Origin of the sequence: Streptomyces sp. HNM0574 (genome assembly GCF_012726235.1) — a bacterium.
Lineage (GTDB): Bacteria > Actinomycetota > Actinomycetes > Streptomycetales > Streptomycetaceae > Streptomyces.
On the sequence record NZ_JAASAH010000002.1, the window covers coordinates 641,949 to 665,985 of the forward strand.

Below are 24,037 nucleotides of genomic sequence, written 5' to 3' on the forward strand. Positions count from 1 at the left end.
CTGAAGGAAGCCCTCCAGGAGCTATTGGTTACTTAGCCTTCTCGAGGATCTCGACGATGCGCCAGCGCTTGGTCGCGGACAGCGGCCGGGTCTCCATGAGGAGGACGCGGTCGCCGACGCCCGCAGCGTTCTGCTCGTCGTGCGCCTTGAGCTTCTCGGTACGGCGAATGACCTTGCCGTACAGCGCGTGCTTCACGCGGTCCTCGACAGCGACGACGGCAGTCTTGTCCATCTTGTCGCTGACGACGAGGCCCTCGCGGGTCTTGCGGAAGCCGCGCTCCTGCTTTGCAGTCTCAGTCACATTCGTCTCGCTCATCAGGCGCTCTCCACCGTCTCGATGCCCAGCTCACGCTCACGCATCAGGGTGTAGATCCGGGCGATGTCCTTACGGACGGCCTTCAGCCGGCCGTGGTTCTCGAGCTGTCCCGTCGCCGCCTGGAAGCGGAGGTTGAACAGCTCCTCCTTGGACTCGCGAAGCTTGGCGACAAGCTCCTCGTTGCCCAGCTCGCGCAGCTCGGACGCCTTGGTTCCGGCCGCCATCACGCGTCACCTGCCTCGCGCCGCACAATGCGGCACTTCATCGGAAGCTTGTGGGCGGCGCGGGTGAGCGCCTCCTTGGCAATCTTCTCGTTCGGGTAGGACAGTTCGAACATCACGCGCCCGGGCTTGACGTTCGCGATCCACCACTCCGGAGAACCCTTACCGGAACCCATGCGGGTCTCGGCGGGCTTCTTCGTCAGCGGACGGTCCGGGTAGATGTTGATCCAGACCTTGCCGCCGCGCTTGATGTGACGGGTCATGGAGATACGAGCTGCCTCGATCTGCCGGTTCGTCACGTACGCGCCGGTGACGGCCTGGATGCCGTACTCACCGAAAGCAACTTCGGTGCCACCCTTGGCCATGCCCTTGCGCTTGGGGTGGTGCTGCTTACGGTGCTTGACCCTGCGAGGGATCAGCATTGTGGTCAGGCCTCCGTTCCGGTGCTCTCAGCAGCCGGAGCGGCGGCGGCCTCGGCCTTGGGGGCCTCAGCGGCAGCGCTCTGGTTCGACTGCTGCGGCTTACGACCGCGGCCGCCACGCTCGCCACCACGACGGGGGCGGTCGTTGCCACCGCGCGAGGGGCGGTTGCCCGCACGCGCCGCGGCGTTCTCGGCGCGGACCTCAGAGATGTTCTTGACGTCGCCCTTGTAGATCCAGACCTTCACGCCGATGCGGCCGAAGGTGGTCTTGGCCTCGAAGAAGCCGTAGTCGACGTTCGCGCGAAGGGTGTGCAGCGGCACACGGCCCTCGCGGTAGAACTCCGAGCGGGACATCTCGGCGCCGCCGAGACGGCCACCACACTGGATCTTGATGCCCTTGGCGCCGGCCTTCATCGTCGTCTGCATGCTCTTGCGCATGGCGCGACGGAAGGAGACGCGGGAGGACAGCTGCTCGGCAACGGCCTGGGCCACCAGCTGCGCATCCGTCTCGGGGTTCTTGACCTCGAGGATGTTGAACTGGATCTGCTTGCCGGTCAGCTTCTCCAGGTTGCCCCGGAGACGGTCGGCCTCCGCGCCGCGGCGGCCGATGACGATGCCCGGCCGGGCGGTGTGGACGTCGACGCGGACGCGGTCACGCGTGCGCTCGATCTCGACCTTGGAGATGCCGGCCCGCTCCATGCCCTGCGTGAGCATCTTGCGGATCGCGACGTCTTCCTTGACGTAGTCCTTGTACAGCTTGTCGGCATACCAGCGCGACTTGAAGTCGGTGGTGACGCCGAGCCGGAACCCGTGCGGGTTTACCTTCTGGCCCATTACCGGGTTCCTTCCTTGCTGCTCACGACCACGGTGATGTGGCTCGTCCGCTTGCGGATCCGGTAGGCACGGCCCTGGGCGCGCGGCCGGAACCGCTTCAGGGTCGGGCCCTCGTCGACGTACGCCTCGGAGATGTAGAGGCTGTCGACGTCCGTGTGGTCGTAGTTGTGCGCGGCGTTGGCGATGGCGCTGTCGAGCACCTTGCCCACGGGCTCGCTCGCGGACTGCGGAGCGAAACGCAGGGCCGCCTGCGCCTCCGTGGCGGCCATGCCACGGACAAGGTCCACCACCCGGCGGGCCTTCATGGGCGTGACGCGCACATAGCGCGCCTGGGCCCTGGCTTCCATGGTTGTCCCTTCGGTGTCAGTCATAGTCTTCACACCCCCGCCATCAGCGACGACGCGACTTGCGGTCGTCCTTGACGTGGCCGCGGAAGGTGCGGGACGGCGCGAACTCGCCGAGCTTGTGGCCGACCATCGACTCGGTGACGAACACCGGGACGTGCTTGCGGCCGTCGTGCACCGCGATCGTGTGGCCCAGCATGGCCGGGACGATCATCGAGCGGCGAGACCAGGTCTTGATGACGTTCTTGGAACCCGCGTCGTTCTGGACGTCCACCTTCTTGATGAGGTGGTCGTCGACGAAGGGTCCCTTCTTGAGACTGCGCGGCATCTAAAACCCGCCTCCTAGCGCTTCTTGTTCGTCTTGCGGCGGCGGACGATGTACTTGTTGCTGGCCTTCTTCGGCGAGCGCGTACGGCCCTCCTTCTGACCCCACGGCGACACCGGGTGGCGGCCACCGGAGGTACGACCCTCACCACCACCGTGCGGGTGGTCGATCGGGTTCATGACCACACCACGGACGGTCGGGCGGACGCCCTTCCAGCGCATACGGCCGGCCTTGCCCCAGTTGATGTTCGACTGCTCGGCGTTGCCGACCTCGCCGACAGTGGCGCGGCAGCGGACGTCGACCAGGCGGATCTCACCGGACGGCATGCGGAGGTGGGCCATGCGGCCCTCCTTCGCGAGCAGCTGCACCGAAGCACCGGCGGAGCGGGCGAACTTGGCGCCGCCGCCCGGCTGGAGCTCGATGGCGTGGATCGTCGTACCGACCGGGATGTTGCGGAGGGCCAGGTTGTTACCCGGCTTGATGTCCGCGTTCGGCCCGTTCTCGACGACGTGGCCCTGCTTCAGGCCGGCGGGGGCCAGGATGTAGCGCTTCTCGCCGTCCCGGTAGTGGAGCAGCGCGATGCGCGCAGTGCGGTTCGGGTCGTACTCGATGTGCGCGACCTTGGCCGGCACGCCGTCCTTGTCGTGACGACGGAAGTCGATCACGCGGTAGGCGCGCTTGTGGCCACCACCCTGGTGACGGGCGGTCACACGACCGGCGTTGTTACGGCCGCCCTTGCTGTGCAGCGGGCGGACCAGCGACTTCTCCGGCGTGGACCGCGTGACCTCGACGAAGTCGGCGACGCTGGCGCCACGACGGCCAGGAGTCGTCGGCTTGTACTTGCGGATACCCATTTCTCAGTCCTCGTCCGATATCGGACGACTCGGACTCCGTTAGGAGACCGGGCCGCCGAAGATGTCGATACGGTCGCCCTCAGCGAGGGTCACGATGGCGCGCTTCGTGTCGGCACGCTTCCCGTAACCGGTGCGGGTGCGCTTGCGCTTGCCCTGCCGGTTGATCGTGTTGACCCCGGTGACCTTGACCGAGAAGACCGTCTCGACGGCCTGCTTGATCTGGGTCTTGTTGGCACGCGGGTCGACGATGAACGTGTACTTGTTCTCGTCCAGCAGCGCGTAGCTCTTCTCCGAGACCACCGGCTTGATCAAGATGTCACGGGGGTCCGTGAACGTCTTGCTGGTGACCGTGGCGGTTGCCTCGCTCATCAGGCTTCGCTCCCTTCGAGCTCAGCCCCGGCCTGCCGGCCAGCGACGAAGGCCTCGAGGGCGGCCTTCGTGAAGACCACGTCGTCGGAGACGAGCACGTCGTACGTGTTCAGCTGCCCCGGCTCCAGGATGTGGACCTGCGGCAGGTTACGGGCCGACAGCCAGGCGTTCTCGTCAGCGCGCTCGGCGACCAGGAGCACGTTCTTGCGCTCGCTGATCTTGCCGAAGAGGGTCTTGGCTGCCTTGGTGGAGACGGCCTCCTCGACCACGCCGGAGACGACGTGGACGCGGCCGTGACGGGCCCGGTCGGAGAGGGCACCGCGCAGGGCGGCGGCCTTCATCTTCTTCGGGGTCCGCTGGGAGTAGTCACGCGGCACGGGGCCGTGGACGACGCCACCACCGGCGAACTGCGGCGCACGGGTCGAACCCTGACGGGCGCGGCCGGTGCCCTTCTGGCGGTACGGCTTCTTGCCACCGCCGCGGACCTCGCCGCGCGTCTTGGTCTTGTGCGTGCCCTGACGGGCAGCGGCCAGCTGGGCGACAACGACCTGGTGGATCAGCGGAACGCTGACCTGCGCGTCGAAGAGCTCCGAGGGGAGCTCGACGGTCCCGGTCTTGTCGCCGGCCGGCGAAAGGATGTCAATGGTGCTCATCGGTTACCTCAGGCCCCCTTGGCCGCGGTACGGACCAGGACGAGGCCGCCGTTCGGACCGGGGACTGCGCCCTTGATGAGCAGCAGGCCCTTCTCCGCGTCAACGGCATGGACGGTCAGGTTCTGTGTGGTGACCCGCTCATTGCCCATACGGCCGGCCATGCGCGTGCCCTTGAACACACGGCCCGGAGTGGCGCAGCCACCGATGGCGCCCGGCTTGCGGTGGATGCGGTGCGCACCGTGCGAAGCCTTGCCGCCGCGGAAGTTGTGGCGCTTCATGCCACCCGCGAAGCCCTTGCCCTTGGACTTGCCGGTCACGTCGACCTTGATGCCGGCCTCGAAGGTCTCGGCGGTGATCTCCTGGCCGAGCGTGTACTCACCGGCGTCGGTGGTACGCAGCTCCACGAGGTGACGGCGCGGGGTGACGTCGGCCTTGGCGAAGTGACCCTTGAGGGGCTTGTTCACCTTGCGCGGGTCGATCTCGCCGAAGGCGATCTGGACGGCGGCGTAGCCGTCCCTGTCAGCGGTGCGGACCTGGGTCACGACGTTCGGACCGGCCTTGACGACGGTCACGGGCACGACGCGGTTCTCGTCGTCCCAGACCTGAGTCATGCCGAGCTTCTCGCCCAGGACGCCCTTGATCTGCTTAGCCATCTTCTTCCCGCCCCTCAGAGCTTGATCTCGATGTCGACGCCGGCCGGGAGGTCCAGGCGCATCAGCGAGTCAACGGTCTTGGGCGTCGGGTCGAGGATGTCGATCAGACGCTTGTGCGTACGCATCTCGAAGTGCTCGCGCGCATCCTTGTACTTGTGCGGCGACTTGATGACGCAGTACACGTTCTTTTCTGTGGGCAGCGGCACCGGGCCCGCGACCGACGCACCAGTGCGGGTCACCGTCTCGACGATCTTCTTCGCCGAGTTGTCGATGACCTCGTGGTCGTAGGCCTTGAGCCGGATGCGGATCTTCTGTCCCGCCATGGCTACTTCGTAGTCCTGTCTCTCGTAACGCTCTGGAACCCGGGCTCGTCCGCTCCACCCACGACTCGAACCGACCCACGCGGTCGGGCGTGTCGTCATCCTCCCGAGATTCTCCAAAGGGAGTTTCCACAGAGGGATTTGGGGGGAGAGAGCCCACCGGGTGCCTGGCTGGAAGCCCCTCCCGCACTTCCCGGAAGATTCCCGTACTTCCACCCCTGATCAGGGGTGACGAATACCTGGGACTCGCTTCCAGTCCTCCCGGCGGGAGGCGCGCGGCATCGGCACTCAACCGAGCAACCTGGACAGTGTGCCACAGGCCAGCACGGCAAGGCCAATCGGGTGCAGTTGTCAATAGCGGCTCGGCGCGAGGCTGGTTGAGCCCTCGCCCCAACTCGCCGCCAGGCAAGGGAAACCCCACTCACCACGAGTGGCGAGTGGGGTTTCCCGAAAGGTCAAGTGACCCTGATCAACAATTACTTGATGATCTTGGTGACCTGGCCGGCGCCGACGGTGCGGCCGCCCTCACGGATGGTGAAGCGCAGGCCCTCCTCCATCGCGACCGGCTGGATCAGCTGGACGGTCATGGAGGCGTTGTCGCCCGGCATGACCATCTCGGTGCCCTCGGGGAGGGTCACGACGCCGGTCACGTCGGTCGTCCGGAAGTAGAACTGCGGACGGTAGTTGTTGAAGAACGGGGTGTGGCGACCACCCTCGTCCTTCGACAGGATGTAGGCCGTGGCCTCGAACTCGGTGTGCGGCGTGACCGAACCCGGCTTGATGATGCACTGGCCGCGCTCGACGTCCTCGCGCTTGATGCCGCGGAGGAGCAGACCGACGTTCTCACCGGCCTGGCCCTCGTCGAGGAGCTTACGGAACATCTCGATACCGGTAACGGTGGTGGAGGTCTTCTCCTCCTTGATACCGATGATGTCGACGTTCTCGTTGACCTTCAGGACACCGCGCTCGATACGGCCGGTGACGACCGTGCCGCGACCGGTGATCGTGAAGACGTCCTCGATGGGCATCAGGAACGGCTTGTCGGTGTCACGGTCCGGAGCCGGAACGTTCTCGTCAACAGCGTCCATCAGCTTGAGGATGCCCTGAGCGGCGTCCTCGTCGCCCTCCAGCGCCTTGAGCGCGGAGACCTTGATGACCGGCAGGTCGTCGCCCGGGAACTCGTACTCGGAGAGCAGCTCACGGACCTCGAGCTCGACGAGCTCCATGATCTCCTCGTCGTCCACCATGTCCGCCTTGTTGAGGGCGACCACGATGTACGGAACGCCGGACTGGCGCGCGAGGAGCACGTGCTCCTTGGTCTGCGGCATCGGGCCGTCGGTGGCGGCGACCACGAGGATGGCGCCGTCCATCTGGGCGGCACCGGTGATCATGTTCTTGATGTAGTCCGCGTGACCCGGGCAGTCGACGTGCGCGTAGTGGCGGTTCTCCGTCTGGTACTCAACGTGAGCGATGGAGATCGTAATGCCGCGCTGGCGCTCTTCCGGCGCCTTGTCGATGTTCTCGAAGGCAGAGGCCTCGTTGAGGTCCGGGTACTTGTCATGCAGCACCTTGGTGATCGCCGCGGTAAGAGTGGTCTTACCGTGGTCGATGTGACCGATGGTGCCGATGTTGACGTGCGGCTTAGTCCGCTCGAACTTCGCCTTCGCCACTGGGGTCCTCCTGTGGACTGGTGCTGTACACCCTCCACGTTGTGCGGAGGGGTTCAGGTGGTCGTACCGAACCGGCCAGGACCCCGAGGGGGACGCCCTTGACCTGTTCGCTTTGGGGGCCGGCTGCGGGGGCCCCGGCGCACGGAATCAGGTGACCTGACCGCTGTGCGCCGAAGCGCCCCGAATGCCTTTGCTCCAGCCTAAGGGGTGAGCAACGAGGTGTTACTCGCCCTTGACCTTCGCGATGATCTCCTCTGCGACGTTCTTGGGAACCTCGGCATAGGAGTCGAACTGCATGGAGTAGTTCGCGCGACCGGAGGTCTTGCTGCGGAGATCGCCGACGTAGCCGAACATCTCCGACAGCGGGACCAGACCGGTGACCAGCTTGGCGCCGCTGCGGTCCTCCATGGACTGAACCTGGCCACGGCGCGAGTTGATGTCGCCGATGACGTCACCCATGTACTCCTCGGGCGTCGTCACCTCGACCTTCATCATCGGCTCCAGCAGGGCCGGGCTCGCCTTCCGGGCGGCTTCCTTGAACGCCATGGAACCGGCGATCTTGAACGCCATCTCCGAGGAGTCGACGTCGTGGAACTGGCCGTCCAGCAGCGTCACGCGGACGCCGGTCAGCGGGTAACCCGCGAGCACGCCGAACTCCATGGCCTCCTGGCAGCCCGCGTCCACGGACGGGATGTACTCCCGCGGGATGCGGCCACCGGTGACCGAGTTGACGAACTCGTAGCCGTCGCCCTCAAGAGGCTCGACGTCGATCTGCACCTTGGCGAACTGACCGGAACCACCGGTCTGCTTCTTGTGGGTGTAGTCGACCTTCTCGACCTTCTTGCGAAGCGACTCGCGGTAGGCCACCTGCGGCTTACCGACGTTGGCCTCGACCTTGAACTCCCGCTTCATGCGGTCGACCAGCACATCGAGGTGCAGCTCGCCCATGCCGGAGATGATGGTCTGGCCGGTCTCCTCGTCGGTGTTCACCTGGAAGGACGGGTCCTCCTCGGCGAGCCGCTGGATCGCGACACCGAGCTTCTCCTGGTCACCCTTGGACTTCGGCTCGATGGCGACCTGGATCACCGGGGCCGGGAACTCCATGGACTCCAGGATCACCGGGTTGCTCGCGTCCGAGAGGGTCTCACCGGTGGTGGTCTGCTTCAGACCCATGACGGCGACGATGTCACCGGCACCCACCGACTCGATCTCCTCACGCTTGTTCGCGTGCATCCGGTAGATCTTGCCGATGCGCTCCTTCTTGCCCTTCACCGAGTTCAGGACCTGGGTGCCCGTGTGCAGGCGGCCCGAGTAGACCCGGATGAAGGTGAGCTTGCCCAGGTGGGGGTCGCTCGCGATCTTGAAGGCGAGCGCCGACATCGGCTCGTCCTCGGAGGGCTTGCGCTTCAGGATCTCCTCGGAGTCCTTCGGCGACTGGCCCTCGATGGCCTCGACGTCGAGCGGCGACGGCAGGTAACGGGCGATCGCGTCGAGCAGGGGCTGAACGCCCTTGTTCTTGAACGCCGTACCGCAGAACACCGGGGTGACGGTCGTGGTGCCCTCGGCGCCGGTGGAGGCGAGGGTGATGCGGCGGATCGCCGTGTAGAGCTGCTCCTCGGTGGGCTCCTGGCCCTCGAGGTAGAGCTCCATCATCTCCTCGTCGTTCTCGGCGACGGCCTCGAGCAGCTTGCCGCGCCACTCGTCGGCGGTCTCGAGGTGCGTGTCCGGGATGTCGACGATGTCGTAGGCCTCGCCGAGCTTGGTCTCGGCGGACCAGACGAACGCCTTCATCGTCACGAGGTCGACGACGCCACGGAAGTCGGACTCCGTGCCGATCGGCAGCTGCATGACCAGCGGCTGCGCACCGAGGCGGTCGACGATCATGTCGACGCAGCGGTGGAACTCGGCACCGGTGCGGTCCAGCTTGTTGACGAAGCAGATGCGCGGAACGCCGTAGCGGTCCGCCTGCCGCCAGACAGTCTCGGACTGCGGCTCGACGCCGGCCACACCGTCGAACACCGTCACAGCACCGTCGAGCACGCGCAGCGCACGCTCCACCTCGACGGTGAAGTCGACGTGGCCCGGGGTGTCGATGATGTTGATCGTGTAGTCGACGTCGTTGAGCGGCCAGTGCGTGGTCGTCGCGGCAGACGTGATCGTGATGCCGCGCTCCTGCTCCTGGGCCATCCAGTCCATCGTGGCAGCGCCGTCGTGGACCTCACCGATCTTGTAGCTACGACCGGTGTAGAACAGGATCCGCTCGGTGGTCGTCGTCTTGCCCGCGTCGATGTGGGCCATGATCCCGATGTTTCGGACCTTGGCCAGGTCAAGTGAAGTGGTAGCCATAAGGCTTCAGTCTTCTCTCGGTCTCGATGGGGTTAGCGACTACCAGCGGTAGTGCGCGAAGGCCTTGTTGGACTCGGCCATCTTGTGGGTGTCCTCGCGCTTCTTCACGGCAGCGCCGAGGCCGTTGGAGGCGTCGAGCAGCTCGTTCATCAGACGCTCGGTCATAGTCTTCTCGCGGCGGGCGCGGGAGTAACCCACGATCCAGCGCAGTGCGAGAGTGGAAGAGCGGCCGGGGCGCACCTCGATCGGAACCTGGTACGTCGCACCGCCGACGCGGCGGGAGCGGACCTCCAGGGTCGGCTTCACGTTCTCGAGCGCGCGCTTCAGCGTGATGACCGGGTCGTTGCCGGTCTTCTCGCGCAGGCCCTCCATGGCGCCGTAGACGATGCGCTCGGCGGTGGAGCGCTTGCCGTTCAGCAGCACCTTGTTGATGAGGGAGGTCACCAGAGGAGAACCGTAAACCGGGTCGATGATGACCGGGCGCTTCGGGGCGGGGCCCTTACGAGGCATTCTTACTTCTCCTTCTTGGCGCCGTAGCGGCTGCGAGCCTGCTTGCGGTTCTTGACGCCCTGCGTGTCGAGGGAGCCGCGGATGATCTTGTAGCGAACACCCGGCAGGTCCTTCACACGACCACCGCGCACGAGCACGATGGAGTGCTCCTGCAGGTTGTGGCCCTCACCCGGAATGTACGCGGTGACCTCGATCCCGCTGGTCAGACGCACACGCGCGACCTTACGCAGGGCCGAGTTCGGCTTCTTCGGGGTGGTGGTGAAGACACGCGTGCAGACGCCACGACGCTGGGGGGAACCCTCAAGTGCGGGCGTCTTGTTCTTCTCGACCTTGTCCTGCCGGCCCTTCCGGACCAGCTGCTGGATCGTAGGCACTACTTCTCCGGTTTCTGTGTGCCGATCTCGGTAAAGCTAACCCGGGCCACAGCCCCGACCCACGTGGTCGGGTGTGTCGAAGACCGCAGCATCCCGCGAAGGCGGGGGAACGTGCGGATATTCGGCGTCGCCTGCATTCGCATCCCGGGCGGCTGAGCAGCTGCTGGCCGTTTTACGGGAGCGCAGGGGATACCCCAGGCACAAGGTCAGAGCGTACCTACCGCGTCGTCCCCGGTCAAAACAAGTGCCCACGCGGTCGCCGTCCGCGGCGGAACCCTCACGCCCACGGACGACCGTCTCCAGACCTACCCTGCTCCGACGCCTCCAACTCCCCGCGGACCCACGGAAGTTGCGAGCCCGTACGCTAGACGACCGCCAGCAGGAAGAACAGCAATACCACGCCGATCGCCGAATAGCCCAGCGCGAGCCCCGCGATCGCCAGACCGTCCCCCTGGTCCCCCGACCTCCGGATGTCCCCCCGCGCCTTGTGCCCCAGGATCACCGCGGGCAGCGACGTCACCCCGCAGGTGAACGGGGAACCGATCGCCAGCACCAGCGAGGCCACGGACGCCGAGTTGTACGGCCGCGCCGGCGGAGGCGGCGCGCTGTAGGGCACCACCGCGTTCCCCTGGTACGGCACCGGCCGCCCCGGATACGACGGCGGCAGCGGCGGCCCCGGCATCGGCCCGTGCGGTACGTCCCCCGTCAACTGCTGGAGCTCCTCGACCGTCCGCGCCGACATGGCCTTGCCCACGCGGTAGTCGTACTCCTCCTTGGTCAGCCTGCCCTCGGCGTACGCCGCCCTGAGCACATCAGCCGCCCGCTCGCGGTCCGCGTTCGCAGCCAGCATCCGCATCACCCCTCCCGGCAATACTGCACTGACTCCCCGCTGAATTCCCAACTCGCAGCGTGGACTGTTACCGGCTCCGGACACGCGACGGCCCAGCGCACAGCCCTGCGCGGGCCCGCGCGCGGAAACGCCGCAGGGCGGCCACCCCCGAAGGGGTGACCGCCCTGTGAGCTGAGCCGGATCGGCCGGGAGCCGGTCAGGCGCTGTACGGACCGTAGTCGTAGTCCTCCAGCGGGACCGCCTGGCCGGAGCCGGTACCGAAGGGCGAGTAGTCGATGTCGTCGTAACCGACGGCCGAGTACATCGCGGCCTTCGCCTCCTCGGTGGGCTCCACCCGGATGTTGCGGTAGCGGGACAGGCCCGTACCGGCCGGGATGAGCTTACCGATGATGACGTTCTCCTTGAGGCCGATCAGGGAGTCCGACTTGGCGTTGATCGCCGCGTCGGTCAGGACCCTGGTCGTCTCCTGGAAGGAAGCCGCCGACAGCCACGACTCGGTGGCCAGCGACGCCTTGGTGATACCCATCAGCTGCGGACGGCCGGAGGCCGGGTTGCCCCGCTCCGCCACGACCCGACGGTTCTCACCCTCGAACTTGGTGCGCTCCACGAGCTCACCCGGCAGCAGCTCGGCGTCACCGGACTCGATGATCGTCACGCGGCGCAGCATCTGCCGGATGATGATCTCGATGTGCTTGTCGTGGATCGACACGCCCTGCGAGTTGTAGACCTTCTGGACCTCGCCGACCAGGTGGACCTGGACCGCACGCTGACCGAGGATCCGCAGCACGTCGTGCGGGTTGACCGCACCCTGCGTCAGCGGCTGGCCGACGGAGACGTGGTCGCCCTCGCCCACCAGCAGACGGGCACGCTTCGAGACCGGGTAGGAGGTCTCGTCCGAACCGTCGTCCGGCGTGACGACGACCTTCTTGGTCTTCTCCGTCTCCTCGATACGGGCACGGCCCGCGGACTCGGAGATCGGCGCGACACCCTTCGGCGTACGGGCCTCGAAGAGCTCGACGACACGCGGCAGACCCTGGGTGATGTCGTCACCCGCCACACCACCGGTGTGGAAGGTACGCATCGTCAGCTGGGTACCGGGCTCACCGATGGACTGGGCCGCGATGATGCCGACGGCCTCGCCGATGTCGACCAGCTTGCCGGTGGCCAGCGAACGGCCGTAGCACATGGCGCAGGTGCCGACGACCGACTCGCAGGTGAGGACCGAGCGGGTCTTGACCGTCTCGACGCCGTGCCGCACGAGCTCGTCGATGAGCACGTCGCCCAGGTCGGTGCCGGCCGGGGCCAGCACCTTGCCGTCGACGACGACGTCCTCGGCGAGGCAGCGCGCGTACACGCTGGTCTCGGCGTCCTCGGCCTTGCGCAGCACGCCGTCGGCGCCCTTGGAGGCGATCGTCAGCTTCAGACCGCGCTCGGTGCCGCAGTCCTCCTCGCGGATGATCACGTCCTGCGAGACGTCGACGAGACGACGCGTCAGGTAACCGGAGTCGGCGGTACGCAGAGCGGTGTCCGCGAGACCCTTACGCGCACCGTGGGTGGCGATGAAGTACTCGAGCACGGACAGACCGTCGCGGTAGGACGCCTTGATCGGACGCGGGATGGTCTCGTTCTTGGCGTTCGCCACCAGACCACGCATACCGGCGATCTGACGCATCTGCATCATGTTTCCTCGCGCGCCGGACTCGATCATGATGAAGATCGAGTTGGTGCGCGGGAAGCTCTTCTGCATCGCCTCGGAGACCTCGTTGGTCGCCTTGTTCCAAATGACGACCAGTTCCTGGGTCCGCTCGTCCTTGGTCATCAGACCGCGTTCGAACTGCTTCTGAACCTTGAGGGCCTGGGCCTCGTAGTTCTCCAGGATCTGCGGCTTCTCCGGCGGACCGACGATGTCGGAGAACGCGATGGTCACACCCGAGCGGGTCGCCCAGTAGTAACCGGCCGACTTCAGGTTGTCGAGCGCCGCGGCGACGACGACCTTCGGGTAGCGCTCGGCCAGGTCGTTGACGATCTGGGAGAGCTGCTTCTTGCCCACCGTGTACTCGACGTACGGGTACTCCTCGGGCAGCAGCTCGTTGAAGAGCGCGCGGCCCAGGGTGGTGTGCAGGCGGAAGCCGTCGCCCGGCTGCCACTCCGGCTCACCCTCCGCCGGCTCCGGCGGCGTCCAGCCCGCGGGCGGGGTCGTCCCGGCCGGGAAGCGGATGTCGACCTTCGCCTGGAGCGAGAGCTCGCCGGCGTCGAAGGCCATGATCGCTTCGGCGGTGGAGTTGAACGAGCGGCCGTCGCCGATCGTCTCCCGCTGCTCCTCGTCCGTGGAGAGGAAGAACAGGCCCAGCACCATGTCCTGCGTCGGCATCGTCACGGGACGGCCGTCGGCGGGCTTGAGGATGTTGTTCGAGGACAGCATCAGGATGCGGGCCTCGGCCTGCGCCTCCGCGGAGAGCGGCAGGTGCACGGCCATCTGGTCACCGTCGAAGTCCGCGTTGAACGCGGTGCAGACGAGCGGGTGGATCTGAATGGCCTTGCCCTCGACCAGCTGCGGCTCGAACGCCTGGATACCCAGACGGTGCAGCGTGGGCGCACGGTTCAGCAGCACCGGGTGCTCGGCGATGACCTCTTCGAGCACGTCGTACACGACCGTGCGGCCGCGCTCGACCATGCGCTTCGCCGACTTGATGTTCTGCGCGTGGTTGAGGTCCACCAGGCGCTTCATCACGAACGGCTTGAAGAGCTCCAGCGCCATGGCCTTCGGCAGACCGCACTGGTGCAGCTTCAGCTGCGGGCCGACGACGATGACGGAACGGGCCGAGTAGTCGACGCGCTTACCGAGCAGGTTCTGACGGAAGCGGCCCTGCTTGCCCTTGAGCATGTCGGACAGCGACTTCAGCGGACGGTTACCGGGACCGGTGACCGGGCGGCCGCGGCGGCCGTTGTCGAACAGCGCGTCGACGGCCTCCTGCAGCATCCGCTTCTCGTTGTTCACGATGATCTCGGGGGCACCGAGGTCGAGAAGCCGCTTCAGACGGTTGTTCCGGTTGATCACGCGGCGGTACAGGTCGTTCAGGTCGGAGGTCGCGAAGCGGCCACCGTCCAGCTGCACCATCGGACGCAGGTCCGGCGGGATGACCGGCACGCAGTCGAGCACCATGCCCTTGGGGCTGTTGCTCGTCTGCAGGAACGCGGAGACGACCTTGAGGCGCTTGAGCGCGCGGGTCTTCTTCTGGCCCTTGCCGGTGCGGATGATCTCGCGGAGGCGCTCGGCCTCCTCGTCGAGGTCGAAGGTCTCCAGGCGCTTCTGCAGAGCAGCGGCGCCCATCGAGCCGTCGAAGTAGGTGCCGAAGCGGTCGCGCAGCTCGCGGTAGAGCAGCTCGTCGCCCTCGAGGTCCTGGACCTTGAGCGACTTGAAGCGGTTCCACACCTCGTCGAGGCGGTCGATCTCGCGCTGCGCGCGGTCGCGGATCTGCTTCATCTCGCGCTCGGCGCCCTCGCGCACCTTGCGGCGGACGTCGGCCTTGGCGCCCTCGGCCTCCAGCTCGGCGAGGTCCGTCTCCTGCTTCTTGGCGCGGGCCTCGAGGTCGGAGTCACGGCGCTGCTCGATCTGCTGACGCTCGACGCCGACGTGGGCCTCGAGGGAGGGCAGGTCGCGGGTACGACGCTCCTCGTCCACGTACGTGATCATGTACGCCGCGAAGTAGATGACCTTCTCGAGGTCCTTCGGCGCCAGGTCCAGCAGGTAACCCAGGCGCGAGGGAACGCCCTTGAAGTACCAGATGTGGGTGACGGGCGCGGCAAGCTCGATGTGGCCCATCCGCTCACGGCGCACCTTGGCGCGCGTGACCTCGACGCCACAGCGCTCACAGATGATGCCCTTGAAGCGGACGCGCTTGTACTTGCCGCAGTAGCACTCCCAGTCCCGGGTCGGACCGAAGATCTTCTCGCAGAAGAGTCCGTCCTTCTCGGGCTTGAGCGTGCGGTAGTTGATGGTCTCCGGCTTCTTGACCTCACCGTGGGACCACTGACGAATGTTGTCAGTGGTGGCCAGGCCAATCCGCAGTTCGTCGAAGAAGTTGACGTCGAGCACTCTCGTCAATCCCTCTCAGGGTCGTGTCAATCGATGGTCTGAACGGGGTCGCGGAGGCGGGACGCCTCCCAGGCCCCCAGGGCCGAGGGGGAGGCCGGGGTGCTTGGTGGCAGCACCCCGGCCAGCTCCGTCAGACCTCTTCGACGCTGCTCGGCTCGCGCCGGGACAGGTCGATGCCGAGCTCTTCCGCGGCGCGGAAGACGTCCTCGTCGGTGTCACGCATCTCGATGGACATGCCGTCCGAGGACAGCACCTCCACGTTCAGGCAGAGCGACTGCATCTCCTTGATGAGCACCTTGAAGGACTCGGGGATGCCCGGCTCGGGGATGTTCTCGCCCTTGACGATGGCCTCGTAGACCTTCACGCGGCCGGTGACGTCGTCGGACTTGATGGTGAGCAGCTCCTGCAGCGCGTACGCGGCGCCGTACGCCTCGAGGGCCCACACCTCCATCTCACCGAATCGCTGGCCACCGAACTGGGCCTTACCACCCAGCGGCTGCTGGGTGATCATGCTGTACGGGCCGGTCGAGCGCGCGTGCAGCTTGTCGTCGACCAGGTGGTGCAGCTTCAGGATGTACATGTACCCGACGGAGATCGGGTCCGGGAACGGCTCACCGGATCGGCCGTCGAACAGCTGCGCCTTGCCGGAGGGCTGGACCAGGCGGTCACCGTCACGGTTCGGGACCGTGGCGTTGAACAGACCGGCGATCTCGTCCTCACGCGCACCGTCGAAGACCGGCGTCGCGACGTTGGTGCCCGGCTTGACGTCGTTGGCGCCGATCGCGGAGAGGCGGTTCGCCCATTCCTCGTCGATGCCCTCGACGTTCCAGCCGCGGCTGGCGAGCCAGCCGAGGTGGATCTCCAGGACCTGTCCCGGGTTCATTCGGGACGGGACACCCAGCGGGTTGAGGATGATGTCGACCGGGGTGCCGTCCTCGAGGAACGGCATGTCCTCGACCGGCAGGATCTTCGAGATGACGCCCTTGTTGCCGTGACGGCCGGCGAGCTTGTCACCGTCGGTGATCTTGCGCTTCTGCGCGACGTAGACGCGGACCAGCTGGTTCACGCCCGGGGGCAGCTCGTCGCCCTCCTCGCGGTCGAAGACGCGGACGCCGATGACCTTGCCGGTCTCACCGTGCGGCACCTTGAGCGAGGTGTCACGGACCTCGCGCGCCTTCTCACCGAAGATCGCGCGGAGCAGCCGCTCCTCGGGGGTCAGCTCGGTCTCACCCTTGGGCGTGACCTTGCCGACGAGGATGTCGCCGGCCTCGACCTCGGCGCCGATGCGGATGATGCCGCGCTCGTCGAGGTCGGCCAGGACCTCCTCGGAGACGTTCGGGATGTCCCGGGTGATCTCCTCCGGGCCGAGCTTGGTGTCACGGGCGTCGACCTCGTGCTCCTCGATGTGGATCGAGGAGAGGACGTCGTCCTGAACCAGCCGCTGGCTGAGGATGATCGCGTCTTCGTAGTTGTAGCCCTCCCACGGCATGAAGGCCACGAGCAGGTTCTTGCCGAGCGCCATCTCACCTTCGTCGGTGGACGGGCCGTCGGCCAGCACCTGGCCCTCGACGACGCGGGCGCCGTCGTCCACGAGCACCTTCTGGTTGAAGGAGGTGCCCTGGTTGGAGCGGGTGAACTTGGCGACGCGGTACGTCGTGTAGGTGCCGTCGTCGTTGGCCACCGTGACGTAGTCGGCGGAGACCTCCTGGACGACACCGTCCTTCTCGGCCTTGATGACGTCACCGGCGTCGACCGCGCAGCGGTACTCCATGCCGGTGCCGACCAGCGGCGACTCGGCCTTGATGAGCGGCACGGCCTGCCTCATCATGTTCGAGCCCATGAGCGCGCGGTTGGCGTCGTCGTGCTCGAGGAACGGAATCATGGCGGTCGCGACCGACACCATCTGGCGCGGCGAGACGTCCATGTAGTCCACGTCGGTGCCGGGGATGAGGTCGACCTCGCCGCCACGACGACGGACGAGGACGCGGTCCTCGGCGAAGAACATGTCGTCGTTCAGCGGGGCGTTCGCCTGCGCGATGACGAAGCGGTCCTCTTCGTCGGCCGTCAGGTAGTGCACCTCGTCGGTGACGCCACCCTCGATGACCTTGCGGTACGGCGTCTCGACGAAGCCGAAGGCGTTGACCCGGCCGTACGAGGCGAGCGAACCGATCAGACCAATGTTCGGGCCCTCAGGGGTCTCAATCGGGCACATGCGGCCGTAGTGCGAGGGGTGCACGTCACGGACCTCGAAGCCCGCGCGCTCACGGCTCAGACCACCCGGACCCAGCGCCGACAGACGGCGCTTGTGGGTGAGACCCGAGATCGGGTTCGTCTGGTCCATGAACTGCGACAGCTGGCTGGTGCCGAAGAACTCCTTGATGGAGGCGACGACCGGCCGGATGTTGATCAGGGTCTGCGGCGTGATCGCCTCGACGTCCTGGGTGGTCATCCGCTCACGGACGACGCGCTCCATACGGGCGAGACCCGTACGGACCTGGTTCTGGATGAGCTCGCCGACGTTCCGCAGACGGCGGTTGCCGAAGTGGTCGATGTCGTCGGTCTCGATGACGATCAGATCGCCCTCGGCCGAGGTCGACTCGGTCTCGCCCGCGTGCAGCTTCACCAGGTACTTGATCGTGGCGATGATGTCGGCGGTGGTGAGCACGCCGGAGTCCAGCGGCTCGTCGCCGCCGAGCTTCTTGTTGATCTTGTACCGGCCGACCTTGGCCAGGTCGTAGCGCTTCGGGTTGAAGTAGAGGTTCTCGAGCAGGGTCTGCGCGGCCTCACGCGTCGGCGGCTCGCCCGGACGCAGCTTGCGGTAGATGTCGAGCAGCGCGTCGTCCTGGCCCTGGGTGTGGTCCTTCTCCAGGGTCGCGCGCATCGACTCGTACTGGCCGAACTCCTCGAGGATCTGCTCGTTCGTCCAGCCGAGCGCCTTGAGCAGAACGGTGACCGACTGCTTGCGCTTGCGGTCGATACGGACGCCGACCATGTCGCGCTTGTCGACCTCCATCTCCAGCCAGGCACCCCGGGACGGGATGATCTTGGCGGAGAAGATGTCCTTGTCGGACGTCTTGTCGATGGAGCTGTCGAAGTAGACACCGGGAGAACGGACCAGCTGCGAGACGACGACACGCTCGGTGCCGTTGATGCAGAAGGTGCCCTTGTCCGTCATGAGCGGGAAGTCGCCCATGAAGACCGTCTGGGACTTGATCTCGCCGGTCTCGTTGTTCGTGAACTCGGCGGTGACGAAGAGCGGAGCCGCGTACGTGAAGTCGCGCTCCTTGCACTCGTCGATGGAGTTCTTGGGGGGCTCGAACCGGTGGTCGCGGAACGTCAGCGACATCGACCCGGAGAAGTCCTCGATCGGGGAGATCTCCTCGAAGATCTCTTCCAGACCGGACTTCGTGGGGACGTCCTGCCCGCTCTCCAGCGCGGTCTCGACCCGGTGCTTCCAGGCGTCGTTGCCGAGTAGCCAGTCAAAACTCTCGGTCTGGAGCGCAAGAAGGTTCGGAACCTCGAGGGGCTCCTTGATCTTTGCAAAAGAGATACGCAGCGGGGCGGTGCTGGCGCCGTTGTTCGAATTGGCAGTCGAGGCGGTGCGCGAGGCGGCCAAGAGGGGGTCCTTCCGAGGGCTCGGACTCTCTACGCGCATACCGGTGCCCCTGGTGACGGGCAGGGAGCAGCTAACAGGCAGCGCAAAGGGTCAGTGTAGCCACTGGGCCCACTGATGTCCAGAGCAGATTTCCGGAGACCTTGATATCGCTATCGTCCCCGCCTCCTGCCGGTGGCAATCCGTCCTCCGGGAAGAGATCTCCCCAACTTGTTCTTCATCGCGACGGTCCCCGGCCGGCGGCCTCGGTACGCCGGACCGGAGTGTGCTTGCCGCAACACTTCCCGCTTCGTCACCGATCCATGCCTCGGTACCCGGACCGATGTGACGACGCGTCCCGAGAATTACGCGCTGCGTGCCGTACGTCAAGGCCCCCGGGGGTCAACGAAGATCACCCTACCCGTCCGCACGGGCGAGCGACGCAACCGTCGTGGATACGCCGAAGGGCGACCACCCGAGTGGGTGATCGCCCTTGGCTGAAGAGTCCGGGGACTCAGCGGGTCACTTGACCTCGACGGAGGCGCCGGCGCCCTCGAGGGCCTCCTTGGCCTTCTCCGCGGCGTCCTTGGCGACCTTCTCGAGGATCGGCTTCGGGGTGTTGTCCACAACCTCCTTGGCCTCCTTCAGACCCAGGGAGGTCAGCTCACGCACGACCTTGATGACCTGGATCTTCTTGTCGCCGGCGCCGGTGAGGACGACGTCGAACTCGTCCTGCTCCTCAGCGGCCTCCTCGCCGCCACCCTGCGCGGGGGCGGCGACAACGGCGGCGGCCGGAGCGGCAGCCTCGACGTCGAACTTCTCCTCGAACTTCTTCACGAAGTCGGAGAGCTCGATGAGGGTCATCTCGCTGAACTGCTCGAGCAGCTCGTCCTGGCTGAGCTTCGCCATGGTGGTGGTCCTTCCACTAATTCGGCAGGTGCCGGGTTATCCGTATCGGCGGGCTTACGGGCCCGCTGCGACCGAGTGGTGCTTGTTACTCGGCCTCGGCGGGAGCCGAAGTATCGGCACCGCCCTGCTCGACCTTGCTGCGCAGCGCGTCCGCGGTGCGGACGAACTTCGTGAGCGGAGCCTCGAAGGTCGCCGCGGCCTTGGCCATGGATCCCTTCATGGCGCCGGCCAGCTTGGAGAGCAGCACCTCGCGGGACTCGAGGTCCGCGAGCTTCTGCAGATCGGCCGCGCTGTACTGCGCGCCGTCGACAATGCCGCCCTTGATCTCGAGGGCGGGGTTGTCCTTGGCGAAGTCACGAAGACCCTTCGCCGCCTCGACCGGGTCACCGGTCACGAAGGCGACGGCCGACGAGCCCGTGAAGAACTCGTCCAGCTCGTTGATCCCGGCCTCATTGGCCGCAATCTTGGTCAGCGTGTTCTTCACCACACGGTACTGAGCGTTGTCACCGAGCGAGCGGCGCAGCTGCTGGAGCTGAGCCACGGAGAGCCCGGTGTACGCGGTGACCACGGCAGCGTTGGAAGCGCGGAACTTGTCCGTCATCTCCTCAACGGCGACGATCTTGTCGGGTGCGACCTGCTCCCTCGCCATGAGCCTCGGCCTCCTTCCGGGTGATGAGGACCGCTCGGAAGGGCCGGGCAAACGAAACGCCCCAGCGCAGGCGCATGGGGCGTGGCTTCACAGGGAGCGCGCGCACGAAGGCGTGCGTCAATCCAGGAGAGCTGTTGCTCAGGGCACCTGCACGGGCCGTCCGCAGCTTGCGGATCCTTCGGTCGTCCGCTCTCGGATTGAGCAGGACGACGACCAGCGGTCTTTGGCTTCGTAGTGAGAGTACGCGAGCGGCCCCACAAGCACCAAATCGTGCTGTGGAGCCGCTCGTCACACCGTCCGGCGGGGTCTCCCGCTGCGGGTCACTGCGGGACGCCGCCGCCCAGGGCGTCCTCGAAGTCCATGGTGTCGCCGGCCGGGGGCTCCTCGACGGTGACCTTGGTGCCGTAGTCGGAGTACGTCACGGTCGAGTCCATCGTGCCGGCCTTGCTCTTGGCCTTCTCGCGCTTCTTCACCAGGAGGTCGTCGCCGTTGATCCAGACGTCGACGGTCTGCGTCTTCAGGCCCTGCTTCTCCATCGTCGCGACGAGCTCCTCCTGTTCCTTCTTGCTGAGGTTCTTGGACTGCATGCGCGTCATGTCGGAGATCTTGACCGTGCCGCTGTAGTGGTCGGCCTGCTCGCCGTTCACCGTGTCGGTGCCGACCTTCTCGACCTGGCCGCTGGCGATCAGCATGTCGACCGAACGCGTCGGGTTGTTGTTCTGCGCCTGGTCCTTGACGAGCGCGCCCTGGGCACCGGACTTCTCGGCGAGCTTGTCGTAGTCGATCTTCATCCACGGCTTGGCCTTGGCGCCCATGGCCTTGGCCGCGTCGCCCGTCTCCGAGTACATCGCGTCCTCGGTGTAGCGGACCGTGGTGGGCTTGCCGGCGCCGGGCTGGGCCTTCGCCGAGCTGCCCTTGGCGGTGATCTGCATCTCGCCCGTCGTGCTGCCGCTGGACCAGTCGATCGCGCCCTCGGTCTCGGTGACGATCTCGCCCTGCGGCATGGGCTGCTTCTGGGTGCCCCGGACCTTCGCCGACTGCTCCTTCCCCGTGCTCTCGGACGCCTTCTTCAGCGCGGCGAGCGCGCCGTCGGCCCCGCCCCCGGCGTTGGCGTCGTCGCCCTTCGATCCGCCTCCGCAGGCCGTCAGGCCCGCCATGAGAACGACACCGGCAGCCGCCGCGACGATACGAGTCCTGTGCACGGGTTTCCCCCAGAGATATTCGGCTTGAGCTGATGAGCAGAGGCGACAGTATCCCGATCGCGCCGCCGCCGTACAAAGAAGCCGGGCCCCGCACCTGTTGAACAGATGCGGGGCCCGGCTCTGTGCTGCGGGAGGTACGTCAACCTCGCGCCGTGAGCGGCACTCAGACGGCGGCGGGGTCCTCTTCGACGAGGAGGTTCCGCGTGCGGTTGGCGTCCATCGGGATGCCGGGGCCCATCGTGGTGGTCAGCGAAGCCTTCTTGATGTAGCGGCCCTTGGCGGCGGACGGCTTCAGACGCTGCACCTCTTCGAGGGCGGCGGCGTAGTTCTCGACGAGGGACTTCTCGTCGAAGGACGCCTTGCCGATGATGAAGTGCAGGTTCGCGTGCTTGTCGACACGGAACTCGATCTTGCCGCCCTTGATGTCGTTGACAGCCTTGGCGACATCGGGGGTGACGGTGCCGGTCTTCGGGTTCGGCATCAGGCCACGCGGACCGAGCACGCGGCCGAGGCGGCCGACCTTGCCCATGAGGTCCGGGGTGGCGACGACGGCGTCGAAGTCCAGGCGGCCGCCGGCGACCTCGGCGATCAGCTCGTCGGCACCGACGATGTCGGCGCCAGCGGCCTCCGCGGCTGCAGCACGGTCGCCGGTCGCGAAGACCAGGACCCGGGCGGTCTTACCGGTGCCGTGCGGGAGGTTCACGGTGCCGCGGACCATCTGGTCGGCCTTGCGCGGGTCGACACCCAGACGCATGGCGACCTCGACGGTCGCGTCGAACTTGGACGTCGAGGTCTCCTTGGCCAGACGCACGGCCTCGAGCGGGGCGTACAGCCGGTCCCGGTCGATCTTGGCGTCGGCGCTGCGGAGATTCTTGCTGCGCTTCACTTCTGCTCCTGGTTTCGGCGTCTCACGACGTCAGCCGCGAGACAGGTATGGAGTGGTGGTACGGGCCGCGCCCGGCCCTTCCACGCGGGGTGGTGCGGGGCTTGCCGGTCGCCCGGCGGTGACCTGGTGGTCAGCCCTCGACGGTGACGCCCATCGAACGAGCGGTACCGGCGATGATCTTCTCCGCCGCGTCCATGTCGTTGGCGTTGAGGTCGGGCATCTTCGTCGTCGCGATCTCACGCACCTGGTCGCGGGTGATCTTGGCGACCTTGTTGACGTGCGGCTCGCCCGAGCCCTTCTCCACACCGGCGGCCTTGAGGATCATCTTCGAGGCCGGCGGGGTCTTGGTGATGAAGGTGAAGGAGCGGTCCTCGTAGACCGTGATCTCCACCGGGATGACCCAGCCACGCTGCGACTCGGTCGCGGCGTTGTAGGCCTTGCAGAACTCCATGATGTTGACGCCGTGCTGACCCAGCGCCGGGCCGACCGGCGGTGCCGGGTTCGCGGCTCCGGCCTGGATCTGGAGCTTGATCAGCCCCGCGACCTTCTTCTTCTTGGGAGGCATGCTCTCTCCGGGTCCTAGTGAGAGGTGATTCGTCCTCCATCCATCATCCGGATGGAGGCATACCGCACCACGATAGCCCGTACCGCGGTGTGCTCTGAAACCGTCGAGGTCAGACGGGCTTTCGTGCAGCCCGTCTGACCTCTTCGGAAGTCTTCTCGCGCGCTCCTCGCGGAGCGGCTGTTCAGTTCTTCTGGATCTGGTCGAAGCTCAGCTCGACCGGGGTCTCGCGACCGAAGATCTCGACGAGGCCCTTGACCTTCTTCGAGTCGGCGTTGATCTCGTTGATCGTCGCCTGCAGGGTCGCGAACGGACCGTCGGTGACGGTGACCGCGTCGCCCACCTCGAAGTCCAGCACCTGGACCTCGACCTTGCGGCTGGGACCGCCGGCGGGCTTGGCCTCCTCGTCGGCGACGGCGGCCTTGGCGGCCTTCTCCTCCGCCTCGGGGGCGAGCATCTTGACGATCTCGTCGAGCGTCAGCGGGTACGGGTCGTACGCGTTGCCGACGAAGCCGGTGACGCCGGGGGTGTTCCGGACGACGCCCCAGGACTCGTTCGTCAGATCCATGCGGACGAGCACGTAACCGGGCAGCTTGTTCTGCCGGACGGTGCGGCGGTCGCCGTTCTTGATCTGGACGACCTCTTCCTGCGGCACCTCGGCCTGGAAGATGAAGTCCTCGACGTTGAGCGACACGGCGCGCTGCTCGAGGTTGGTCTTCACGCGGTTCTCGTAGCCCGCGTAGGTGTGGATGACGTACCACTCGCCGGGGAGGAAGCGCAGCTCGTCGCGGAGGGCCGCGATCGGGTCGACCTGCTCCTCTTCCTCGGCCTCGGCGGCCTGCTCGTCCGCGGCGTCCGCGTCCTCGGCGGTCTCCGCGACGGCGTCCGTCTCGACGTGCAGCGCGGCCTCCTCGGCCGGCTCGCCCGCCGCGGCGTCGGCAGCTGCCGCCCGGTCGACACTGTCGTCCGCCGCCTCGACGATGTCGCGCTCGGTGTCATCGCCCAGCTGGGGCTCGACGGCGTCGTTCAGGTTCGGGTCAGACACGGTGGCTGCTTCTTCCTGGCTTCAAGGGGTCGAACA

General features: G+C 66.6%; 24 protein-coding genes. All 24 read right to left on the bottom strand.

Annotated elements, in window-relative coordinates:
* Positions 1-28 precede the first annotated feature (28 nt).
* Complete coding sequence (rpsQ, locus tag HCC30_RS06580) at positions 29-316, bottom strand: 30S ribosomal protein S17 (RefSeq protein WP_169441287.1); 288 nt, start codon at positions 314-316, stop codon at positions 29-31.
* Positions 316-540, bottom strand: coding sequence for a 50S ribosomal protein L29 (gene rpmC / locus HCC30_RS06585; protein ID WP_169441289.1), 225 nt, complete (start codon positions 538-540; stop codon positions 316-318). The genes rpsQ and rpmC overlap by 1 nt, the downstream gene beginning before the upstream one ends.
* Positions 540-959: a 50S ribosomal protein L16 gene (gene rplP / locus HCC30_RS06590; protein WP_169441290.1), complete on the bottom strand. Its 420-nt coding sequence runs from the start codon at positions 957-959 to the stop codon at positions 540-542. Before rplP ends, rpmC begins: the two co-directional genes overlap by 1 nt.
* Before the next feature lie 5 nt (positions 960-964).
* A complete protein-coding gene (gene rpsC / locus HCC30_RS06595; protein WP_169441293.1) occupies positions 965-1,792 on the bottom strand; it encodes a 30S ribosomal protein S3 in 828 nt (275 codons plus the stop codon).
* Entirely contained in the window at positions 1,792-2,139 is a 348-nt protein-coding gene (rplV, locus tag HCC30_RS06600; protein ID WP_169441433.1) for a 50S ribosomal protein L22, read from the bottom strand. The genes rpsC and rplV overlap by 1 nt, the downstream gene beginning before the upstream one ends.
* Positions 2,140-2,182: 43 nt before the next feature.
* Positions 2,183-2,464, bottom strand: coding sequence for a 30S ribosomal protein S19 (rpsS, locus tag HCC30_RS06605; protein ID WP_169441295.1), 282 nt, complete (start codon positions 2,462-2,464; stop codon positions 2,183-2,185).
* 14 nt (positions 2,465-2,478) lie between these two features.
* Positions 2,479-3,315, bottom strand: coding sequence for a 50S ribosomal protein L2 (gene rplB, locus HCC30_RS06610; RefSeq protein WP_169441296.1), 837 nt, complete (start codon positions 3,313-3,315; stop codon positions 2,479-2,481).
* A 39-nt stretch (positions 3,316-3,354) separates the two neighbouring features.
* Positions 3,355-3,684 (bottom strand): 50S ribosomal protein L23, encoded by a 330-nt coding sequence (gene rplW / locus HCC30_RS06615; RefSeq protein ID WP_169441297.1) that lies wholly within the window; start codon positions 3,682-3,684, stop codon positions 3,355-3,357.
* Positions 3,684-4,337, bottom strand: coding sequence for a 50S ribosomal protein L4 (gene rplD, locus HCC30_RS06620; protein ID WP_169441298.1), 654 nt, complete (start codon positions 4,335-4,337; stop codon positions 3,684-3,686). Before rplD ends, rplW begins: the two co-directional genes overlap by 1 nt.
* Positions 4,338-4,345: 8 nt before the next feature.
* Positions 4,346-4,990, bottom strand: coding sequence for a 50S ribosomal protein L3 (gene rplC, locus HCC30_RS06625; RefSeq protein WP_169441299.1), 645 nt, complete (start codon positions 4,988-4,990; stop codon positions 4,346-4,348).
* Between the two features lie 14 nt (positions 4,991-5,004).
* On the bottom strand, positions 5,005-5,313 hold the full coding sequence (gene rpsJ / locus HCC30_RS06630) for a 30S ribosomal protein S10 (protein WP_016909683.1): 309 nt from the start codon (positions 5,311-5,313) through the stop codon (positions 5,005-5,007).
* A 473-nt stretch (positions 5,314-5,786) separates the two neighbouring features.
* Positions 5,787-6,980 (bottom strand): elongation factor Tu, encoded by a 1,194-nt coding sequence (tuf, locus tag HCC30_RS06635; RefSeq protein ID WP_169441301.1) that lies wholly within the window; start codon positions 6,978-6,980, stop codon positions 5,787-5,789.
* A 222-nt stretch (positions 6,981-7,202) separates the two neighbouring features.
* Positions 7,203-9,326 carry an elongation factor G gene (gene fusA / locus HCC30_RS06640; RefSeq protein WP_169441303.1) on the bottom strand — a complete coding sequence of 708 codons (2,124 nt, stop codon included), beginning with the start codon at positions 9,324-9,326 and terminating at the stop codon, positions 7,203-7,205.
* 39 nt (positions 9,327-9,365) lie between these two features.
* The gene (rpsG, locus tag HCC30_RS06645) at positions 9,366-9,836 is read right to left on the bottom strand and encodes a 30S ribosomal protein S7 (RefSeq protein WP_169441305.1); all 471 of its coding nucleotides are present in this window, start codon (positions 9,834-9,836) and stop codon (positions 9,366-9,368) included.
* 2 nt (positions 9,837-9,838) lie between these two features.
* The gene (rpsL, locus tag HCC30_RS06650) at positions 9,839-10,210 is read right to left on the bottom strand and encodes a 30S ribosomal protein S12 (protein WP_003948652.1); all 372 of its coding nucleotides are present in this window, start codon (positions 10,208-10,210) and stop codon (positions 9,839-9,841) included.
* A gap of 364 nt (positions 10,211-10,574) precedes the next feature.
* On the bottom strand, positions 10,575-11,060 hold the full coding sequence (locus tag HCC30_RS06655) for a DUF1707 and DUF4190 domain-containing protein (RefSeq protein WP_169441307.1): 486 nt from the start codon (positions 11,058-11,060) through the stop codon (positions 10,575-10,577).
* A 196-nt stretch (positions 11,061-11,256) separates the two neighbouring features.
* A complete protein-coding gene (locus HCC30_RS06660) occupies positions 11,257-15,156 on the bottom strand; it encodes a DNA-directed RNA polymerase subunit beta' (RefSeq protein WP_169441434.1) in 3,900 nt (1,299 codons plus the stop codon).
* Between the two features lie 130 nt (positions 15,157-15,286).
* Positions 15,287-18,772: a DNA-directed RNA polymerase subunit beta gene (rpoB, locus tag HCC30_RS06665; RefSeq protein ID WP_169441309.1), complete on the bottom strand. Its 3,486-nt coding sequence runs from the start codon at positions 18,770-18,772 to the stop codon at positions 15,287-15,289.
* 498 nt (positions 18,773-19,270) lie between these two features.
* Positions 19,271-19,657 (bottom strand): 50S ribosomal protein L7/L12, encoded by a 387-nt coding sequence (gene rplL, locus HCC30_RS06670; protein ID WP_169441311.1) that lies wholly within the window; start codon positions 19,655-19,657, stop codon positions 19,271-19,273.
* Between the two features lie 85 nt (positions 19,658-19,742).
* A complete protein-coding gene (rplJ, locus tag HCC30_RS06675; RefSeq protein ID WP_169441313.1) occupies positions 19,743-20,306 on the bottom strand; it encodes a 50S ribosomal protein L10 in 564 nt (187 codons plus the stop codon).
* Between the two features lie 320 nt (positions 20,307-20,626).
* Positions 20,627-21,508 (bottom strand): hypothetical protein, encoded by an 882-nt coding sequence (locus HCC30_RS06680; RefSeq protein ID WP_346776513.1) that lies wholly within the window; start codon positions 21,506-21,508, stop codon positions 20,627-20,629.
* A 163-nt stretch (positions 21,509-21,671) separates the two neighbouring features.
* Positions 21,672-22,394 carry a 50S ribosomal protein L1 gene (rplA, locus tag HCC30_RS06685; RefSeq protein ID WP_169441315.1) on the bottom strand — a complete coding sequence of 241 codons (723 nt, stop codon included), beginning with the start codon at positions 22,392-22,394 and terminating at the stop codon, positions 21,672-21,674.
* Positions 22,395-22,524: 130 nt separating this feature from the next.
* Positions 22,525-22,959, bottom strand: a complete 435-nt coding sequence (gene rplK / locus HCC30_RS06690) for a 50S ribosomal protein L11 (RefSeq protein WP_169441318.1) — start codon at positions 22,957-22,959, stop codon at positions 22,525-22,527.
* Positions 22,960-23,140: 181 nt separating this feature from the next.
* On the bottom strand, positions 23,141-24,001 hold the full coding sequence (gene nusG / locus HCC30_RS06695; protein WP_169441320.1) for a transcription termination/antitermination protein NusG: 861 nt from the start codon (positions 23,999-24,001) through the stop codon (positions 23,141-23,143).
* Positions 24,002-24,037 lie beyond the last annotated feature (36 nt).

Excerpts from the sequence above, each read along its gene's own strand:
- rplW (WP_169441297.1), bottom strand. The coding sequence starts at position 3,684 with ATGAGCGAGGCAACCGCCACGGTCACCAGCAAGACGTTCACGGACCCC.
- rpsC (WP_169441293.1), bottom strand. The coding sequence starts at position 1,792 with ATGGGCCAGAAGGTAAACCCGCACGGGTTCCGGCTCGGCGTCACCACC.
- rpmC (WP_169441289.1), bottom strand. The coding sequence starts at position 540 with ATGGCGGCCGGAACCAAGGCGTCCGAGCTGCGCGAGCTGGGCAACGAG.
- rpsG (WP_169441305.1), bottom strand. The coding sequence starts at position 9,836 with ATGCCTCGTAAGGGCCCCGCCCCGAAGCGCCCGGTCATCATCGACCCG.
- rplP (WP_169441290.1), bottom strand. The coding sequence starts at position 959 with ATGCTGATCCCTCGCAGGGTCAAGCACCGTAAGCAGCACCACCCCAAG.
- rplC (WP_169441299.1), bottom strand. The coding sequence starts at position 4,990 with ATGGCTAAGCAGATCAAGGGCGTCCTGGGCGAGAAGCTCGGCATGACT.
- fusA (WP_169441303.1), bottom strand. The coding sequence starts at position 9,326 with ATGGCTACCACTTCACTTGACCTGGCCAAGGTCCGAAACATCGGGATC.
- rplD (WP_169441298.1), bottom strand. The coding sequence starts at position 4,337 with ATGAGCACCATTGACATCCTTTCGCCGGCCGGCGACAAGACCGGGACC.
- rpsQ (WP_169441287.1), bottom strand. The coding sequence starts at position 316 with ATGAGCGAGACGAATGTGACTGAGACTGCAAAGCAGGAGCGCGGCTTC.
- rpsJ (WP_016909683.1), bottom strand. The coding sequence starts at position 5,313 with ATGGCGGGACAGAAGATCCGCATCCGGCTCAAGGCCTACGACCACGAG.
- rplK (WP_169441318.1), bottom strand. The coding sequence starts at position 22,959 with ATGCCTCCCAAGAAGAAGAAGGTCGCGGGGCTGATCAAGCTCCAGATC.
- rplV (WP_169441433.1), bottom strand. The coding sequence starts at position 2,139 with ATGGAAGCCAGGGCCCAGGCGCGCTATGTGCGCGTCACGCCCATGAAG.
- rplB (WP_169441296.1), bottom strand. The coding sequence starts at position 3,315 with ATGGGTATCCGCAAGTACAAGCCGACGACTCCTGGCCGTCGTGGCGCC.
- rplL (WP_169441311.1), bottom strand. The coding sequence starts at position 19,657 with ATGGCGAAGCTCAGCCAGGACGAGCTGCTCGAGCAGTTCAGCGAGATG.
- HCC30_RS06655 (WP_169441307.1), bottom strand. The coding sequence starts at position 11,060 with ATGCTGGCTGCGAACGCGGACCGCGAGCGGGCGGCTGATGTGCTCAGG.
- rpsS (WP_169441295.1), bottom strand. The coding sequence starts at position 2,464 with ATGCCGCGCAGTCTCAAGAAGGGACCCTTCGTCGACGACCACCTCATC.
- rplJ (WP_169441313.1), bottom strand. The coding sequence starts at position 20,306 with ATGGCGAGGGAGCAGGTCGCACCCGACAAGATCGTCGCCGTTGAGGAG.